15 protein-coding genes are annotated in these 19,093 nt (G+C 64.0%); 2 read left to right on the top strand and 13 right to left on the bottom strand.

Annotated elements, in window-relative coordinates:
* Positions 1-15 precede the first annotated feature (15 nt).
* The 13 genes from creD to glyA form a co-directional block, all read right to left on the bottom strand.
* Positions 16-1,374, bottom strand: a complete 1,359-nt coding sequence (creD, locus tag FFS13_RS15445) for a cell envelope integrity protein CreD (RefSeq protein WP_137819975.1) — start codon at positions 1,372-1,374, stop codon at positions 16-18.
* A 213-nt stretch (positions 1,375-1,587) separates the two neighbouring features.
* Positions 1,588-2,022, bottom strand: coding sequence for a CBS domain-containing protein (locus FFS13_RS15440; RefSeq protein ID WP_137819974.1), 435 nt, complete (start codon positions 2,020-2,022; stop codon positions 1,588-1,590).
* Positions 2,023-2,164: 142 nt separating this feature from the next.
* Positions 2,165-3,592, bottom strand: a complete 1,428-nt coding sequence (gene creC / locus FFS13_RS15435) for a two-component system sensor histidine kinase CreC (RefSeq protein ID WP_137819973.1) — start codon at positions 3,590-3,592, stop codon at positions 2,165-2,167.
* Positions 3,592-4,275 carry a two-component system response regulator CreB gene (creB, locus tag FFS13_RS15430; protein ID WP_137819972.1) on the bottom strand — a complete coding sequence of 228 codons (684 nt, stop codon included), beginning with the start codon at positions 4,273-4,275 and terminating at the stop codon, positions 3,592-3,594. The genes creC and creB overlap by 1 nt, the downstream gene beginning before the upstream one ends.
* A gap of 91 nt (positions 4,276-4,366) precedes the next feature.
* Entirely contained in the window at positions 4,367-4,867 is a 501-nt protein-coding gene (locus FFS13_RS15425) for an ATP-dependent zinc protease (protein ID WP_137819971.1), read from the bottom strand.
* A 129-nt stretch (positions 4,868-4,996) separates the two neighbouring features.
* Positions 4,997-5,581: a DUF2780 domain-containing protein gene (locus tag FFS13_RS15420; RefSeq protein ID WP_137819970.1), complete on the bottom strand. Its 585-nt coding sequence runs from the start codon at positions 5,579-5,581 to the stop codon at positions 4,997-4,999.
* 319 nt (positions 5,582-5,900) lie between these two features.
* On the bottom strand, positions 5,901-7,100 hold the full coding sequence (gene fdhA / locus FFS13_RS15415) for a formaldehyde dehydrogenase, glutathione-independent (protein WP_137819969.1): 1,200 nt from the start codon (positions 7,098-7,100) through the stop codon (positions 5,901-5,903).
* Positions 7,101-7,272: 172 nt separating this feature from the next.
* The gene (gene purU, locus FFS13_RS15410) at positions 7,273-8,130 is read right to left on the bottom strand and encodes a formyltetrahydrofolate deformylase (RefSeq protein WP_137819968.1); all 858 of its coding nucleotides are present in this window, start codon (positions 8,128-8,130) and stop codon (positions 7,273-7,275) included.
* A 56-nt stretch (positions 8,131-8,186) separates the two neighbouring features.
* On the bottom strand, positions 8,187-8,816 hold the full coding sequence (locus FFS13_RS15405; RefSeq protein WP_137819967.1) for a sarcosine oxidase subunit gamma: 630 nt from the start codon (positions 8,814-8,816) through the stop codon (positions 8,187-8,189).
* A 51-nt stretch (positions 8,817-8,867) separates the two neighbouring features.
* Entirely contained in the window at positions 8,868-11,900 is a 3,033-nt protein-coding gene (locus FFS13_RS15400; RefSeq protein WP_137819966.1) for a sarcosine oxidase subunit alpha, read from the bottom strand.
* On the bottom strand, positions 11,897-12,226 hold the full coding sequence (locus FFS13_RS15395; protein WP_137819965.1) for a sarcosine oxidase subunit delta: 330 nt from the start codon (positions 12,224-12,226) through the stop codon (positions 11,897-11,899). The genes FFS13_RS15400 and FFS13_RS15395 overlap by 4 nt, the downstream gene beginning before the upstream one ends.
* A gap of 15 nt (positions 12,227-12,241) precedes the next feature.
* Positions 12,242-13,492: a sarcosine oxidase subunit beta family protein gene (locus tag FFS13_RS15390; RefSeq protein ID WP_137819964.1), complete on the bottom strand. Its 1,251-nt coding sequence runs from the start codon at positions 13,490-13,492 to the stop codon at positions 12,242-12,244.
* A 103-nt stretch (positions 13,493-13,595) separates the two neighbouring features.
* Positions 13,596-14,849: a serine hydroxymethyltransferase gene (gene glyA, locus FFS13_RS15385; RefSeq protein ID WP_137819963.1), complete on the bottom strand. Its 1,254-nt coding sequence runs from the start codon at positions 14,847-14,849 to the stop codon at positions 13,596-13,598.
* A 1,204-nt stretch (positions 14,850-16,053) separates the two neighbouring features.
* Between glyA and FFS13_RS15380 the strand changes: the two genes are divergently transcribed.
* Together FFS13_RS15380 and FFS13_RS15375 are read left to right on the top strand one after the other, a co-directional pair.
* Positions 16,054-17,934, top strand: coding sequence for a multicopper oxidase family protein (locus tag FFS13_RS15380; protein ID WP_256657910.1), 1,881 nt, complete (start codon positions 16,054-16,056; stop codon positions 17,932-17,934).
* A gap of 40 nt (positions 17,935-17,974) precedes the next feature.
* Positions 17,975-18,598: an SCO family protein gene (locus tag FFS13_RS15375; protein ID WP_137819962.1), complete on the top strand. Its 624-nt coding sequence runs from the start codon at positions 17,975-17,977 to the stop codon at positions 18,596-18,598.
* Positions 18,599-19,093 lie beyond the last annotated feature (495 nt).

The following is a 19,093-nucleotide window of genomic DNA, read 5'->3' as shown; positions in this document are numbered from 1 at the left end:
TCGCGCCATGTTCGATCAGGCCGGGTGGTCGTTGGCCGAAGCTTGCGCCTTGCCGAGGCCGTACCAGTCCAGCTTGCGGGTCAGCAGCATCACACCGGCCAGCAGGCCGAAGACCAGCAGCGAGCCCATCAGCAGCGCGTAGTCCTCGGCGCTGAGCAAGCCGTAGAGCAGCCCGTAGAGCGCGGCCAGGGCAGCGCCGAAACCGGCTCCGCGCAGCACGTTCTGCAGCACCGCAGAGAGGTACAGGCCGAGCAGCAGCACGCAGGCCGTGGCGGCCACCCCGTAGGCCGTAGCGAAGGGCAGGTGCTCGGACAGCGACAGCAACAGCAGGTAGAACAGTGCCAGGGCCAGGCCGACCAGGCCGTACTGCACCGGGTGCACCGCCAGGCGCTTGAGCACCTCGAAGAGGAAGAAGCCGGCGAAGGTCAGGGCGAGGAACAGCAGCGCATATTTGATCGCACGGTCGGTCTTCAGGTATTGGTCCACCGGGTCGACGAAGCTCACGCCGAAGTTGCGGTTGTTGAAGACCTGGCAGTCGCGCTGGCTGACGCAGTCATCCAGCACTTCCTCGAAATTGGTGGCGAAGAAACTGGTCTGCCAGTGCGCCGTGAATCCGCCGGCCGTCACTTCCCGCTGCACCGGTAGGAACTCGCCAACGAAGCTCGGGTGTGGCCAGTCGGACCGCAACTGCACCCGGGTGTCGCGGCCGACCGGGGTCACCGCCAGCTGCGCGGTGCCTTGCAGTTTGAGACTGAAGGCGAAGTCCAGGCGCTGGCCGTTGACGCTGTCCAGCGCCGGCAGTGGCGCATGCACGCCGTTGGCCAGCAGGCGGTCGGCACTGCCGGCGGCAAAGGGTAACTCCGCGCCATTGAGGCGCAACTTGAGGTCGTTCTCGATGCCGCGGATGTCACTGATGCCGACACTGAGGAAGGCGGGCTCGAAGCGGTAATCGCTATAGTCCTCACGAATGCCGTACTGCGCCGGCAACCTGAAGTGGCCGCCGATCTGGTTGTCGCTGTGGTACAGGCGCGCCCGGTAGATGCCCCGGCTGCGCTCCTCGGTAGCGACCGTGCCGTTGAGTTCGAAACGCTCCGGCAGGAAGTACAGGCGCCCACGCTCTTCGCGCTCCTCGAGGTAACGCGCGCCGCTCTTCTCGTGGGTTTTCCACTCCCGCAGCGTCTTGCGGTAGGGCACCACCAGAATCGGCCCGGTCAACTGCTGCTGCGCACTGGAGCTGCGCGCAATGTCCGCCAACACAGCATCACGCAACGACTGCCGCTCACCGACCAGCCCGCCGATCAGCAGCAGCGGAATCATCAGCAGCACAATCAGCAGGGCAATCACGCCCAGCTTGAGGCCCAGGTTTCGGTTCATCGTCATCTCTCCCTGTGGGTGGCCGGGTGGCCGATGGGGAGAGTCTGGGCAGGCCGAGTGGAGGCTCGGTGGAGCCAATATGGAGATTGTGTGGAGATTGATGAAGACAGCGCCCCGCAGCGGGGCGGCCAGCAAGATTCGGCCCCAGGTCAACGACCCGGCAGAGACGGCGGGTGGGCTCATCTGCCCGGCCGGCAGATGAGCGGCAGCGCGCTACTCGCCGCGGATGTACTGCTCCAGATGATGAATCAGGCTTTCCTGCTCGGAGATGATGTCCTTGACCAGATCGCCGATGGACAGCAGGCCGATCAACTTGCCGTCTTCCATCACCGGCAGATGGCGCAGGTGACCTTCGGTCATTATCTCCATGCAGTGCCGGTTACCCTGTTTCGGACTCACCGTGATGACCTTCGCCGTCATGATTTCGCTGACTTGCGCAGTAAACGACGAGCGCTCCAGCAGCGCGACCTTGCGTGCATAGTCACGCTCACTGACGATCCCGACCAGTTGCTCGCCCTCCAGCACCACCAGTGCACCGATGCCCTTCTCGGCCATCAGGGTGACGGCATCTAGAACCGAGGTCGTGGGGCTGACGCTGAAGATCGTTGAATGCGACTTGGACTTGAGGATTTCGGCAACCGTTTTCATTCAGCTACTCCTGGGGGGCTTTCAGTTTTTGTAGCAGAACTTTGCGACTTGCACGATTTCTGCCAACGCCAACCAAACTCTCGGGCGGCTAACCCAACAATGCCTGAGCATCCACTGTAGGTTATCCCGCTGGCGACCCTGCCTATTCAAGCCGCGGCAGAGTCAACCGCACCGCGACCCCGCCCGAGACGTTGCCCACTGTTATAGCACCGCCATGCAGGCTGGCCACTTCCTGCACGAAATTCAACCCCAGCCCGGTGCTCTTGCAGCCACTGAGCGGGCGCGGCAGGGAGTAGAAGCGTTCGGTCAGCCGCGGCAAGGCGTAATCGGGGATAGGTTCGCCCTGGTTGAATAGGCTCAGCTCAACATAGCCCGCACGCGTCTCGGCGCTGAAGCGCAGCAGCCCGCCGGTTGGGGTGAAGTCCAGCGCGTTGTCGAGCAGATTGGCCAGTGCCTGCTGGAGCAGGAAGCGCTCGCCCAGTAGCTGCACGCCCTCGGCCACCTGGTTCTCGACGCGCAGCTGCGCGCCCTCGATACGCGCGGCCTGGGCCTGCAACTGTTCGTCCAGCAGCGCCCGCAGCGGCAGCGCGATGCGCTCCTCCAGCCCCTGGCGCTGCTCCACCAGGGCCAGGTTCAGTAGTCGCTCGATCAGTTGCTGCAGGCGCGCGCTTTCGCTCTGGATATTGGCGACGAAACGCTGGCGCTGCGCGGCCGGCATCTCGCCTTCGAGCAGTTCGGCGGCACCGCGGATGGCCGCCAGCGGGCTCTTCAATTCGTGGGTCAGGGTGTGCACATAGCGCTCGACATAGGCCTTGCCCTCCAGTTCGTTGCGCATGTGCTCAAGCGCCTCGGCCAGCTGCGCCAGCTCGCCGCCGCGCAGCCTGGGCAGCTCGCCACGCTCACCGGCCGAGACCGCGCGGGCATAGCGGGTCAGCCGGCGCAGCGAGCCGCTCAGCCACCAGGACAGCAGGCCGCCGACCAGCAGGCCGAGGGCGATCAGCCCGGCGCCGAACCAGGCCAGGCGCCGCTGCGAACGTTCGATATAGGGCTGCAGGGTGCGGCTCGGCTTGCTCACCGACACCACGCCGATGATCCGCCCGTGGTCATTGATCGGCGCCGCCACGTACATCACCGAGGAATCGGGGTCATCCGCGCTCTCGCGGGTCGAACGAGCCCCGTACTGACCGCGCAGGGTCAGGTAGACATCGTTCCAGCGCGAGTAATCCTGGCCCACCGCCTGGCCGCTGGAGTCCAGCAGGACCACGCCCCGGGCGTCGGTGACGTAGATGCGGTGGCTCACCGCCGTCTTGGTCACGTCCCAGATCTGCGCCTGCGGCTGGCGTAAACCATAGGCCTGGAACAGTTCCTGCCAGCGGCTCTGATCCAGACGCCCGGCACCCAGGTCATCGCGCAGCAACTCGGCCAAGAGGTTGGCGGTATCCACCAGGGTTTCCTCGGTGGACTGGCGCACGCCGGGACGAATCTCGTCCATCACCGTGCTCAACACAAACCAGCCGGACAGGCCGACGAAGAGGAAGTAGACCAGGAAGATCCGCACGCCTAACGGCATCAGACCAGCCTCAGGCTGTACCCCAGGCCACGATGGGTCTGGATCGGTTCGGCCTCAGGTGCCACCTGGCGCAGCTTGGCGCGCAGGCTCTTGATATGGCTGTCGACGCTGCGCTCGTAACCGGCATCGCTGGCCACGCCGGCGGCATCCAGTAGCTGCTCGCGGGAAAACACCCGCTCCGGCTGGCCGAACAGGGCCTGCAACAGGCAGAACTCGTGGCGAGTCAGGCCGAGCAACTGGCCGTGGTAGTGGATCTGGTAACGCCCCAGGTCGAGGCGAAACGGCCCGGCCTGGCTCCACGCGGCAGGCTCCGCCGGACGGGGTTGCACGCGTTTGAGGATGGCCTTGACCCGGGCTGCCACCTCGCGCGGGCTGAAGGGTTTGGTCACGTAATCGTCGGCGCCGATCTCCAGGCCCACCACCCGGTCGATTTCGGCATTGCGCGCGGTGAGGAACAGCACCGGTACCTCGGAGAAGCGCCGCAGTTGCTTGCACGCCTCGAAGCCGCTCATGTCCGGCAGGCCGACATCGAAAATCAGCAGGTCCGCCGGCGTCGCCTGCTGAAACGCCAGCGCCGCGCCGGCCAGCGTCACCCAGTGGGTACTGAAGCCCTCACTGTGCAGGGCATAGATCAGGGTGTCGGCGATCGCGGCTTCATCTTCAACGATCAGAATCAGTGGCATAAGCAAGCAATCCGGCAGCAACACGATAGCCGCACGGTGCCGAAACCGGCGCCAAGGGTCAACCGCTAGGCCAGGCGCATGCCCACTGCACTCAGCACTTGGGCTTGCCGGCGGTGAAGCGCCGCGCCGGGTTGATCGCCGCGTCGAACTCGCGCAAGGCCTTGGCGCCGATCAGCAATGGATAGTTGAAGCTGCTGCGGTCGGTCAGGTTGACCTCAATGGTGCGCGTCACGCCAGCCAGGCACATCTTCAGATCGACCACCGGGCGCTTCACCGCCTCGGGCTCTTCCTCGCCATCCTCCTCATCGGCACGGCTCTTGATCTTGCTGATGCGCGCCAGGCGATGCTCGTAGACGGTGTCGTCGGCGCCCTTGGTCGCCAGGCGGAAGCGCACCCACTCTTCGCCATCGCGCTGGAAACGCTCGATATCCTTGGCCGACAGCGAGGCGGTCAGCGCGCCGGTGTCCATCTTGGCTTTGAAGGTCTGCTTGATTTCCGGCAGCTTGATGTATTCGTAGCGACCATAAATAGTCGGCTCGGCGGCCAGGGTCGGCAGTGCGACCAGGGTCAACAGGGCAAGAACGGCTCTCACGCGTAGGCTTCCTCGACGACGGGGATGGGAGTGTAGGTCGCTGATCGGGCTTTTTAACCCAGCGCCGGTGAAAAATTCGTTCCGCCAGCGAGACGCGCCCGAGTACTGCGGCCCGCCCCGGCGCCGGACTCAGGCGCCGCCGACACCCCAGAGGCTGCCCAGGTTGCCCAGCAGCGAACCCGCAACGCCCTGTTGGCCGAGGTACTGCAGCAGCAGCGGGGCGAACTGGCCAATCATCCCGCTGTCCATGCCCAGGGCGCTGAACGCCTGATTCAGGTCCTGCAGGCTGCTCACATTCGCCAGCGCGGCACTGGCCTCGCCGCTCACCGGAGCTCCCGCCGACTGGCCGAGCAGACCGCCGAGGGCGCTCAACTGGCTCAGGCCATTGTTACCCTCGAGTTTCTCCAGGCCTGGAACGGTCTGGGTCAGCTGACTGTACTCGGCGCCCGGCAGCTGATTCTTCGCCAGCCCGAGCAAGGCCCCCGTGCCACCCACCGCCTGTTGCGGCGTCAACTTGAGACTGCTCAGCGTCTGCAGCAAGGCAAGGTTCTGCGGGTTGCCCAGCAGGCTTGCCGTGTCACTGCCGCTGCCGTTGCCGTTGTCGCCGGTAGCGGCCGACAGCACATTGGCGGCGTCGCTCAAGCTGAAAGCAAAGGCCGGGCAGGCCGCCAGGGTAAGAACTGCAACCAGGGCAAGGCTACGTGGAGCGTTCATCGGTAAAACCTCTTCGGGGAAAGTCCTGCCGAGGCGATGCCGCCGGCAGGTAAATGAGCCACCGGTTTGACTGGGCCGGTGCAGACGATGTTCCCGTCTGGCGCAAGATTATCTGTTGCCCGGCCGCGGAAGGCGACGGGTGGGAAGCGGCGTAAGGTGGAAAATCCGCAAAGCGGTTTTCCACCATGGGGTATCCAGGCTGCTTCATTGGTGGATAAAAGAACGCTATCCACCCTACGACTAATCCCTATACGTCTCGCGCCCATAAAAAAGGGCAGCTCAACGCTGCCCTTTTTCCCAACCTGCTACTTAGCCCGCGTTAGGCCGCACTGAACAGCTTGTGCGGGTCCATAACGAATTTCTTCGGCACCCCGGCATCGAACTCGTGGTAGCCCTTGGGCGCGTCGTCCAGGCTGATCACCTGCACGCCGACGACCTCGGCGATGTTGATCCGGTCCCACATGATCGCCTGCATCAGCTGACGGTTGTACTTCATGGTCGGGGTCTGGCCGGTGTGGAAGCTGTGGGACTTGGCCCAGCCGAGGCCGAAGCGGATGTTCAGGCTGCCATGCTTGGCAGCGTTATTCACCGCACCCGGGTCTTCGGTGACATACAGGCCGGGGATGCCGATATTGCCGGCCACCCGTACCACGCCCATCAACGAGTTGAGCACGGTCGCCGGCGCCTCGTGTTGCGCCCCTTCGTGACCATGGCCGCGGGCTTCGAAGCCGACCGCATCGACCGCGCAATCGACTTCCGGCTCACCGAGCAGGTTAGCGATCTGCTCATGCAGCGGAGTGTCCAGGGACAGGTCGACGATCTCGAAGCCTTGCGCCTTGGCATGCACCAGACGCACCGGGTTGACGTCGCCGACTATCACCACCGCCGCGCCCAGCAGGCGGGCGGAAGCGGCAGCGGCCAGGCCGACCGGGCCGGCACCGGCGATATACACCGTGCTGCCCGGGCCGACACCGGCGGTCACCGCGCCGTGGTAGCCGGTCGGCAGGATGTCGGAGAGGCAGGTCAGGTCGCGGATCTTCTCCATCGCCTTGTCGCGGTCCGGCAGCTTCAGCAGGTTGAAGTCGGCATAGGGCACCAGCACGTATTCGGCCTGGCCGCCGACCCAGTCGCCCATGTCGACGTAGCCATAGGCACCGCCGGGGCGCGCCGGGTTAACCGTCAGGCAGACGCCGGTGTTCTGTTCCTTACAGCTACGGCAACGGCCGCAGGCGACGTTGAACGGCACCGAGACCAGGTCGCCGATCTTCAGGTTCTCCACGTCACGGCCCTTCTCGATCACCTCACCGGTGATCTCGTGGCCGAGCACCAACCCGACCTGGGCCGTGGTCCGACCACGCACCATGTGCTGATCGGAACCGCAGATATTGGTCGAAACCACGCGCAGGATCACGCCGTGGTCGATGCGCTTGCCGCGCGGGTCTTCCATTTTCGGATAGGGAATGGTCTGCACCTCGACCTTGCCTGCGCCGAGATACACGACACCACGATTACCAGACATGCTTTCACCTCGCTTTTGTTGTTGTGAGAGCACGGCCCTTGGACTGCGAAGGGTCGCGCGGCCTTACAGTGCAGCGGTATAGGTCTTGCGCTTGCGTAGGGTGGATAACGCTCTGTTTATCCACCAATCCGGTAAACGGTGGATAGAACAGCGCTATCCACCCTACGGTCGCTTACAAAATCACGGTGCGATTGGCGTTGAGGAACACCCGCCGCTCGATATGGAAGCCGATGGCCTTGGCCAGGGTCAGGCACTCGATGTCGCGGCCCTTGGCGATCAGGTCTTCGGGGTAGTCGGTGTGGTCCACCGGCTCGACGCCCTGGGCGATGATCGGGCCTTCATCCAGGTCGTTATTGATGTAGTGCGCCGTCGCGCCGACCAGCTTGACGCCCTTCTGATAGGCCTGGTGATAGGGCTTGGCGCCCTTGAAACCGGGGAGCAACGAGTGGTGGATATTGATCGCCCAGCCATCCAGCTTGCGGCACAGCTCCGGCGACAGCACCTGCATATAGCGGGCGAGAATCACCAGCTCGGCGCCGGACTCCTCTATCACCTGCCAGACCTTGCGCTCCTGCCCGGCCTTGTCGTGCGGGTCGAGGGCGAAATGGTGATAGGCAATCCCATGCCAGCGCGCCAGCGGCTCGAGATCCGGGTGATTGGAGACCACCGCCACCACGTCCATCGGCAGTTGGCCGATGCGTTGGCGATAGAGCAGGTCATTCAGACAGTGATCGGCCTTGGAGACCATGATCACCACCTTGCTGCGGTAGTTCGGCGGGCATAGCTCGAAGCTCATATCGAACGCCGCGACACGCTCGGCCAAGCCCTCGCGGAATGTCTGCTCGGCGAAGCTATCCGGCTGGCGGAATTCGATGCGAATGAAGAAGCGGCTCGACAGCCGGTCATCGAAGCTATGGTGCTCGGTGACATAGCAGCCCTGTTCGAACAGGTAGCGCGTCACCGCATCCACCGTGCCCAACAGGCTCGGGCAGTCGGCGGTGAGAATCCAGGTATCGGGTGTGCGGCTCATATGCGGCTCCGATGGTTGTCTCCCCTCTCCCAAGAGGGGGAGAGGGAATGTGCGACTTACGCCTGGATCGCCAACCCATACTCGGCGCTGGCATCCTGCAGCCACAGCCAGTAGTAGTCGGAGAAGCTGCGGCGTACCAGCAGTTCCCAGGTCTCTTCGCCGGTGCGGCGAATCACCAGTTGCGACTTGGCGAACACAGTGCCGACCGCTTTACCGACCGGGAAGTTTCTCGGGTGGACGTCATAGCTGCTGGACTTCATCAGCAATTCGCGGACCTTCGGCCCGCTCAGCTCGAGAATCGTCTGCCCACCACTGACGTTGACCACCTGATGGTGCTGCCCGGCCAGCGCCTCGCGCAGGCGTTGCTCGGCGGCCAGCTCCTGGCCACTCGGGACTATCAGCAGCCACTCATCCGGGCCCATCCACTGCAACGAGGTTTCGCCCTGGCTGACCAGCATCAGCGCGCCGGGCAGTTCCAGCCCGGTGGCCTTGTGCACGCCACCGGCAAATGCCGGGTCATGGCCATCGCCACGAATGGTCAGGTGCCCGAGCAACTTCTTCTCGCGCAGGCGGATACCGGCGTTAGCCTTGCCCTTGCCCGCCAGCTCATGGAGACCGGCGTGGAACAACGGCGACTCGGCGTGAGCCGCATCCGGGCGCTGTTTGTAGACGTTTACGGAACTCATAGCGGCCTCGCTTGCTTGGGCATCGGGCGATGGAAATAGGTGGCAAAGACATCAGACATTCTGCTGATCCCCTTTCGGGTCGAAGAACACCGAGCTAACGATCTCGGCCTCGATCACGCGGCCATCCGCCAGCGGAGCGAAGACCTTCTCGCCCATGCGTTTCAGCCCGCCTTTGACCAAGGCCAGGGCGAAGCTGTAGCCCATGCTGGTGCTGTAGTAGCTGGACGTGACGTGGCCGACCATGGTCATCGGGATCTGCTGCTTAGTGTCGAACACCAGCTGCGCGCCTTCCGGCAGCACCGCGTTGGTATCGACCGGCTTGAGGCCGACCAGCTGCTTGCGGTTGTCCTTCACGCAGTCTTCGCGGTTCATCCCGCGCCAGCCGATCCAGGAGAACGGCTTGGTGCGACCGACACACCAGCCCATGTTCAGGTCGTCCGGGGTCACCGAGCCGTCGGTGTCCTGGCCGACTATGATGAAGCCCTTCTCGGCCCGCAGCACGTGCATGGTCTCGGTGCCGTAGGGGGTCAGGTTGTACTGCTTGCCGGCGGCGACGATCTTTTCCAGCACGCCCATGGCGTAGTCGGCCTGCACGTTGACTTCGTAAGACAGCTCACCGGTGAAGGAGATACGGAACACCCGCGCCGGCACGCCACCGACCAGACCCTCTTTCCAGGTCATGAAGGGGAAGCCATCCTTATCCAGATCGATGTCCGTCACTTCGGCCAGCAGTTTGCGGCTGTTCGGCCCGGACAGGGTCATGGTCGCCCAGTGGTCGGTGACCGAGGTGAAGTACACCTTGAGGTCCGGCCACTCGGTCTGGTGGTAGAGCTCCAGCCACGACATGACGCGCGCGGCGCCGCCGGTGGTGGTGGTCATCAGGAAGTGGTTGTCGGCGAGGCAGGCGGTCACGCCGTCGTCGAAGACCATGCCGTCTTCCTTGCACATCAGGCCGTAGCGGGCCTTGCCCACATCGAGCTTGGTCCAGGCGTTGCTGTACACGCGGTTGAGAAATTCACGGGCATCCGCGCCCTGGATGTCGATCTTGCCGAGGGTCGAGGCATCGAGAATGCCGACGCTGTCGCGCACTGCCTTGCATTCGCGGCCGACCGCGGCGTGCAGGTCTTCACCGGCTTTCGGGAAATACCAAGGACGCTTCCACTGGCCGACATCTTCGAACTCGGCGCCAGCCTTCAGATGGAAGCTGTGCAGCGCGGTATAGCGCACCGGATCGAACAGCGCGTCGCAGTTGCGTCCGGCCACCGCACCGAAGGTCACCGGGGTGTAGTTCGGGCGGAACATGGTGGTGCCCATCTGCGGGATGCTGATGCCCATCGAACGCGCGGCGATGGCCAGCCCGTTGATGTTGCCCAGCTTGCCCTGATCGGTACCGAAGCCCAGGGCGGTGTAGCGCTTGACGTGCTCAACCGACTCGAAGCCCTCGCGGGTCGCCAGTTCGATACCGGCGGCGGTGACGTCGTTCTGCAGGTCGACGAATTGCTTCGGCCCGCGAGCCGTCGGTTTTTCGTGCGGCACCTGGAACAGCGCCAGGCCGGCCTCCTCATGGCGGCCGAAGACTTTCGGCAATTCGCTGCTGACCGGGCTGAAGCCAGCATCACTGGCGGCCTTGACGCCCGCCTCGAAGCCATCCGCGAGCACGTCGCCGAGGGCGAACACACCGTTCATCGCACCGGCGCACACGCGCTGCTGGAAACCTTCACCGGGCACAAAGGCGAGGATATCTTCGCGCCAGGTCGGCTTGCCACCCAGGTGTGAAGCCAGGTGTACCACCGGGCTGTAGCCGCCGGAGGTGGCGACCAGGTCGCACTCCAGCCACTCGCCGGGGCTGGTGACTTTGTGCGCCAGCGGATCGATCGCCGCCACCCGCGCCGCGCTGACGCGCTTGCTGCCACGGGTTTCGATGACCGCGCTGCCCGTGAGGACCCGCAGGCCTTTCGCCCGCGCTTCCTCGACCCAGGCACCGCGCGGGTTGGGGCGGGCATCGGCGATGGCGACCACTTTCAGGCCGGCTTCCAGCCAATCCAAGGCGACGCGGTAGGCGTAATCGTTGGTGGTCGACAGCACCAGTTGCTTGCCCGGCGCCACGCCATAGCGGCGCACATAAGCCGATACCGCGCCGGCCAGCATGTTGCCGGGCACATCGTTGTTGCCGTAGACCAGCGGCCGCTCATGGGCGCCGGCAGCCAGCACCACCCGCTTGGCCCGCACGCGGTGCAGGCGTTGACGCGCTTCCGGTTGACCGAAGGCGCCCAGCGGCGCGGTTTCACCGAGGTGGTCGAAGCGCCGCTCGTGAATGGTCAGGAAATTGTGGTCGTGGTAGCCGTGCACCGTGGCGCGCGGCAACAGCACGACCTCGGGCATGGCCTTGAGCTCGGCGATGGCCTTGGCCACCCAATCGGCGGCCGGCTTGCCGTCGAGGCTCTCGCGGCTGTCCAGCAGGTGGCCGCCGAACTCTTCCTGTTCGTCCGCCAGAATCACCCGCGCCCCGGCGCGACCGGCGGCCAAGGCGGCAGCCAGGCCCGCAGCACCGCCGCCGACCACCAGCACATCGCAGTGCTGATTCAGGTAGTCGTAGCGATCCGGGTCGTTTTCTTTCGGCGCGCGGCCCAGGCCTGCGGCCTTGCGGATGTACTTCTCGTAGGTCATCCACATCGACTGCGGATACATGAAGGTCTTGTAGTAGAAACCGGGCGCCATCATGTCGCCGCCGACCTTGCCGAGAATGCCCATCAGGTCGTTGTTGACGCTCGGCCAGCCGTTGCAGCTGTTGGCCACCAGGCCGCTGTACAGCGCCTGTTGGGTGGCGCGCACGTTGGGGATCTGGGTCGCTTCACGCGAGCCGATCTGCAGCACCGCGTTCGGCTCTTCGGCGCCGGCGGCGACTATGCCGCGTGGCCGTGAGTATTTGAAGCTGCGGCCGATGATGTCGACGCCGTTGGCCAGCAACGCGGCGGCCAGGGTGTCACCGGCATAGCCTTGATAGGTCACGCCGTTGAAGCTGAAGGTCAGAGGCTGGTTGCGGTTGATCCGCCCACCCTTGCTCAGGCGATTGATCTGGCTCATGCCTTTCCTCCTGCCGCGCGGCTGGTCTGCGGAGCGCTCTTGGCTTTAGCGGTCACGCTCGGCTTCTCGCCAATTTTGTAGGTTTCGAAAATTTCGTAGCTGATCGTGTCGCGGGTGGCGTTGAAGTACTGCCGGCAGCCGGCCGCGTGAATCCACAGCTCGTGGTGCACGCCGCGCGGGTTATCGCGGAAGAACAGGTAATCGCCCCACTCTTGATCGGTGCAGGCAGCCGGATCGAGCGGGCGCGGGATGTGCGCCTGGCCGGCCGAGTGAAATTCCTCTTCGGAGCGCAGCTCGCCACAATGGGGACAGAAGATGTTCAGCATGTCGGATTTCTCCTGTTAGTGGGCGACGCCGGCGGCGCCGTGCTCGTCGATCAAGGCACCGTTATAGAAACGGTCCATGGCGAAGGGTTGAGCCAGCGCGTGCATTTCGCCGGTGGCGAGGCTCGCGGCAAACACATGGCCGGAACCCGGGGTAGCCTTGAAGCCACCGGTGCCCCAACCGCAGTTGAAGAACAGGTTCGGCACCGGGGTCTTGCTGATGATCGGGCAGGCATCCGGCGTGGTGTCGACGATGCCGCCCCACTGACGGTTCATGCGCACGCGCGAGAGCACCGGGAACATCTCGACTATGGCTTGCAGGGTGTGTTCGATGGTCGGGTAGGAACCGCGTTGGCCGTAACCGACATAACCGTCGATGCCGGCGCCGATCACCAGGTCGCCCTTGTCCGACTGGCTGATGTAGCCGTGCACGGCGTTGGACATGATCACGCTGTCGATAATCGGCTTGATCGGCTCGGACACCAGCGCCTGCAGCGGGTGCGACTCGATCGGCAGGCGGAAGCCGGCGAGCTTGGCCATATGCCCGGAGTTGCCGGCAGTGACCACACCAACGCGCTTGCCGCCGATAAAGCCGCGGCTGGTTTCGACGCCGATCACCACCCCGTCCTGCTTGCGGAAGCCGGTGACTTCGGTCTGTTGAATCAGGTCGACACCCAGGGCGTCGGCCGCGCGGGCATAACCCCAGGCCACCGCATCATGACGGGCGACGCCGCCGCGACGCTGCAGGGAGGCGCCCATCACCGGGTAGCGGGTGTTCTTCGAGCAATCCAGGTAGGGGATCAGCGCCTCGACTTCTTTGGCGTTGAGCACTTCGCCGTCGATGCCATTCAGGCGGTTGGCGCTGACCCGCCGCTCGATGTCGCGCATGTCCTGCAGCGAATGGCCGAGGTTGAACACCCCGCGCGGCGAGTACATGACGTTGTAGTTGATGTCTTGCGCCAGCCCTTCCCACAGTTTCATCGCGTGCTCGTAGATCCGCGCCGACTCGTCCCACAGGTAGTTGGAACGCACGATGGTGGTGTTGCGCGCGGTGTTACCGCCGCCCAGCCAGCCCTTCTCGACCACCGCGACATTCTTGACGCCGTGAACCTTGGCCAGGTAGTAAGCGGTGGCCAGGCCGTGACCGCCACCGCCGACTATGACCACGTCATACACCGGTTTCGGCGTGGGGTTACGCCACATACGCTGCCAGTTTTCGTTATGGCTGAGCGAGTGTTTGAGCAGGCCGAAGCCGGAATAACGTTGCATCAGTGGTACTCCTGATACGTGAAAGCTGAAACCTGTAGGAGCGGGCCATGCCCGCGATCCGTACAGTTCGCGGGCATGGCCCGCTCCTACTGAATGTCTGTGCTCAGCGATAGACCGGGAAGTCGGCGCACAACGCGGCGGCCTGCCGGGCGACTTGTGCCTCGACATCGGCATCGCCGAGGTGATCGAGGATGTCGCAGATCCAGCCCGCCAGCTCGACGCTCTGGGCGACCTTGAGACCACGGCTGGTGATCGCCGGGGTGCCGATGCGCAGGCCCGAGGTGACGAACGGCGATTGCGGGTCGTTCGGCACGGCGTTCTTGTTCACGGTGATCCCGGCACGACCGAGGGCGGCGTCGGCGTCCTTGCCGGTCAGGCCCTGACGGATCAGGCTGACCAGGAACAGGTGATTGTCGGTACCGCCGGAGACCACGTCGTAGCCACGCTCGATAAAGACTTTAGCCATCGCCTGGGCGTTGTCGATCACCTGCTGCTGGTAGGCCTTGAAGCCTGGCTCCAGCGCTTCCTTGAAGCACACGGCCTTGGCGGCGATCACGTGCATCAGCGGGCCGCCCTGGGCGCCGGGGAAGACCGCGGCATTGAGCTTCTTCTCGATCTCCGGGTTCGCCTTGGCCAGGATCAGGCCGCCGCGCGGGCCGCGCAGGGTCTTGTGGGTAGTGGTGGTGACCACATCGGCGAAGGGCAGCGGGTTCGGGTACAGACCGGCAGCCACCAGCCCGGCGACATGGGCCATGTCGACGAACAGATAGGCGCCGACCTTGTCGGCGATGGCGCGAAAGCGCGGGAAATCCAGGGTCTTGGAGTAGGCGGAGAAGCCGGCGACGATCATCTTCGGCTGGTGCTCGACGGCCAGGCGCTCGACTTCGTCGTAGTCGATCAGCCCGGTGGTGGTGTCGATGCCGTACTGCACGGCGTTGTACAGCTTGCCGGAGGAGCTGACCTTGGCGCCGTGGGTGAGGTGGCCGCCGTGGGCCAGGCTCATGCCGAGGATGGTGTCGCCGGCCTGCAGCAGCGCCAGGTAGACCGCGCCGTTGGCTTGCGAGCCGGAGTGCGGCTGGACGTTGGCGTAGTCGGCGCCGAACAGCTGTTTGGCGCGATCGATGGCCAGCTGCTCGACCACATCGACGTGCTCGCAGCCGCCGTAGTAGCGCTTGCCCGGGTAGCCTTCGGCGTATTTGTTGGTCAGCCCGCTGCCTTGGGCTTCCATCACCCGCTGGCTGGTGTAGTTTTCCGAGGCGATCAGCTCGATGTGGTGCTCTTGCCGCGCTTCCTCGGCATTCATCGCCGCCAGCAGTTCGTCGTCGTAGCCTTTGATCTGGTCGTGCTTGCTGAACATCTCGGATCTCCTGCGACAATCGTGTGTCACGTTGAATTGTTGGGGCCGCCCTACCCAGGTTGATTCGACACCCGCCGAGCCTGATACAAGTCGGCGACGGTGACGCGGCCAGCGGTGGTCGGCCTGGGGTTCTGCGTTGTTATCGATTCTGCGAAATACCCAGGCACCGCGTTTGCCTGTTTACGACGTCAAAATGCTCAAACTGACCAAGCGCGGCTGCCGCTGGGCGAATTTACCGCCCCGGAGGCCGGCTATTGGCGACAAGCCGCTTGAGCCTAGCGCGCAAAAGTTTCCCCGGCCGCCAGAACCCGCGCCTGACGCTGCCCAATCCAGGGTGGATGGGGGGCAAGCGCGGCCTTGCCGGGATGACCTTCCATGCCCTGAAAAGAATAAAAACATCACCACTGTCTTAGGCCATCGGCAGGGGCCCTGTATCCCAAATGCGACAGCTCAGCCTGCGGGTCGACTCGAGCGCTTAGCCCTTGACCAGCGCTGGGCTGGCACCGGAGAGCCGATGGCTATGTACGTTGCAGGCCGTCGCTGGTGGCATGACTGCGGAGAACGGCTAGGTCGGCACGCCCAGAGCAGGCAACGGCAGGCAGGACAGCGCGGGTTCTACACCTGACAGAGCCATGAAGGAGCGCCGAGACAGCCACGCCGCCCCTTGCCGGCAGGTCAAGATCGTCGAAATAATATTTCTTCATTACAGGCACTTAGGTAGTGCAAATATGCTTTAAGAAGAAAAATGTCAGCGCATTGACAGCCCTGTTCAACAGAACTTAAGTCTAATTGTAAATGTGTGTGACAGCTGGCGAGGAGTGCTGCGCAGGAGAGGGCGAGGCGTCTTGTGCCACGTCTATCGCTAGCTAGGGAGACCATCATGGACAAAGCAGCGTTCAGCTACAGGGTGATCGTGCTTTTCCCTTCTGCCAGTTTCTCACCCCAACTGCATGGCCCACCGCCAACCTGACGAGCAACGCCGCCCTCTGGCGCGCGGTCAGCGCGGGCAAAATCACCCGTCCTTGACCACTGGCTCTTGACCACTGAGTAGGCGCAAGCCATTCAGCCGCGTTCAGCCGAGGCGTTAGCCCAATCCCCTGACATTCAATCTTCTTCGTTTACGCACGGAGGGGGTCTTTGCGGCCATGAATTAAGCATGTCCGCAACCAGTATTGAGGAATGCGCAACAAGGAGTAGAGCCGCCATGAAATCGAAACTCTTGGCCAGCTGGACAGGCAAACTGCAAGCGGGCAGTTGGGGCATATCCATCCAGGCGGGTGGTTGGAAACCTCTCGCCCCCGCCCCCTTGGACGAACCTAACATCGAACCCGACGGCGCAGGCCGCCGCGCCTTTCTGAAGCTCGGCGCCGTGGCAATGGCCGCACCCTTGCTCTTGCAGTCGCGAATGAGCACTGCCGGGGACGATGATGATGAGGTAGCCCCGCCGGTGTTCCCCCCCAGCCCGCCGACCAGGCCGTGGCAGGAGAGGCTGCCCGAGGCGATCACGCCACTCGCCCCAGTCGACCAGCTAACCCCGTCCCCCAGCGTGACGGCGAATACTGCGGGCGGCGAAGAATGCGGCCGGGGCCCACACCAGCGCCATGACGAGCTCACTGGCGCGCTGGGCGCACCGCTTCTCTACGCGCTGAATGCCGTGGAGCGGCCCGATTGGCAGTTCCATCCGGACTATCCGAAACAGCCGGTCTGGGTCTTCGAGAGCGACAACCCGGATAAGAGCCAATTCAGCCCGGTGTTCTTCGCGCGTTATGGCCAGCCCATTCTCTGCCGCATTCGCAATAAGCTGCCACAGAATCACACCGGCTTCGGCACACCGGAGATCTCCGTCCACCTGCACAATTTGCACACACCCTCGGAGAGCGACGGCTTCCCCGGCGACTACTTCAGCCCGAACAAGGCCGGCCCGACCCTGACTGCGCCTGGGTCATTCAAAGACCACTTCTACCCCAATATCTATGCCGGCTACGACCAGCAGAAAACCCCCCTCGGCGATCCGGACGAGGCCCTCGGTACGCTATGGTTTCACGACCACACCCTGGACTTCACCGCGCCGAATACCGTCCGCGGTTTGTTCGGCTTTTACCTGCTGTTCGACAGCCTGGACTCTAATAACGAAGGCCCGCAAAGCAGCGGACTGAGGCTGCCGAGCCATCCCTACGACTACACCCTGAGCTTTGGCGATCGGCGCTTCGACGCCAACGGCCGGCTGTTCTTCGACCAGTTCAATCCCGAGGGGGTGCTCGGCGACAAGGTGATAGTCAATGGCAAGATCGAGCCGGTGTTGCGCGTCGCCAAGCGCAAGTATCGCCTGCGCCTGCTGAATGCCGGCCCGAGCCGCAATTACGAGCTGTATCTGGCGCGGGCGAACGGCGTCGTGCAGACCTTCACCTATATCGGCAACGACGGCAACCTGCTGCCGGCCCCGCTGCGCAACCAGGTCAAGGTGCGCATCGGCGTGGCCGAACGCGCCGACATAGTGGTGGACTTTTCCAGGTATCCGCTCGGCACCGAGCTGTACATAGTCAACCGCCTCGAGCAGATCACTACGCGCAAGCCAGGGAACGTAAAGGCGCCGGGTACCCAGCTGCTGAAGCTCATAGTCGACCGCACCGCGGCGGATGTCAGCGTGGTGCCGAATGTGCTGCGCCCGCTGCCGGCGCTACCCACTGCCGCGGAAATCGCGGCATTCCCGGTGCGCCGCTGGGTGTTTGCCCGCAGCGGTGGCATGTGGACGATCAACGATCAGCTGGTCGACGTGCAAACTCCGCGCGCGCAGATCCCCCAAGGTGCCTACGAGGTCTGGGAGCTGGTGAATATCGACGACGGCTGGATCCACCCGATCCACATCCACTTCGAGGAGGGCCGCATCCTCAGCCGGAATTTTGAGGGGATAAACGTCCCGCTAGCGGCGCACGAGCGAGGCCGCAAGGACGTCTACGTGCTCCGCGGCCCCGAAACCATTCGGGTGCTGTTGCGCTTCCGCGATTTCAAGGGGAAATACCCCATGCACTGTCACAACATGATCCACGAGGATCACGCGATGATGCTGCGCTGGGACATCGTCTGATGTGCGCGCCAACCCCGTCCGCGACACTGGAGGTACGAAGATGAACACTCGCAGGAATGTCTTGGTTGGCCTCGGCACCGCCGCGCTCGGCTTGCTCGCCTGGCGCAGCAGCAGCGACGGTGGCCTGATCGAAGCGGCGGGCGCCGACACGACCGGCGCCAGCCATTTCCCCAACGTCACGCTCTACACCCATGAAGGCAAGGCGGTGAAGTTCTACGACGACCTGATCCGCGGCAAGGTGGTCGCCTTCAACATGATGTATACCTCGTGCGCGGGGATTTGCCCGACCGCGACGGCGAACCTGCGGGGCGTGCAGAAGCTGTTGGGCGAGCGCGCCGGGCGTGACGTCTTCATGTACTCGATCTCGCTGCAGCCGGAGCTGGACACGCCGCAGATCCTCAAGGCCTACGCCAAACAGCATCGTGTTGGCCCCGGCTGGTCGTTCTTGACCGGGGCGCCGGCCGACATCGAGTTGGTGCGCCGGCGCCTCGGCTTCTACGATATCGATCCGCTAGTCGACGGCAACAAGGCGAGCCACTCCGGTATGGTCCGCATCGGCAACGACCGCAGCAACCGCTGGACCATGGCCGCGGCACGCGCGGTTCCCGAACAGATCCTTGCCACCCTCAACCATGTCGACGATAGCGTCGTGCACACGGCTTAGGGCAGCAGTGGTTAGATCGATTCCTTAAGGAGGCTCGGGACGACCACCTTAATGGCTTGAGTTCGGCAGCGGGGCGGCTCTGAATGGTTCGCACCGCTGGCCGTTTGCTTAAATCCGACGAAAGCGCCGGTTTACCGGCGGATTCGACTTTACAACCCCTAGGCGTTGGACTTTAGTCTGATCATTGACGTTATGAGCGGCATGGGAGAACGGGCCGCAGGACAGTCACCGTCAAGCTAGCGCTGGGGAGGACAACCGCCATGAACCAAACCTTCAGGCTGAGTTGGCAGCGCAAACTGGCAAGGGGGGAGGTGGTTATGCCCCATGAAAACCAAGGGTTGGCAAGCTAGGTCGAAGCGCTCCAGGGATTTACCCGACGGCGCAGCGAGACGCGCATTCCTCAAATTATCCGCCACGGTAATGGCGGCGCCGCTGCTCCTAAGCGCGCGTAACAGCGCTGCCGTGGAGTGGGTCACCACCCCCCAGCCGATCTTC

It is taken from the genome of Pseudomonas sp. 2FG, from assembly GCF_005502935.1.
Taxonomy (GTDB): Bacteria; Pseudomonadota; Gammaproteobacteria; order Pseudomonadales; family Pseudomonadaceae; genus Aquipseudomonas.
Note: the sequence above shows the minus strand (reverse complement) of the source record. Positions and strands in the feature narration are given on the sequence as shown.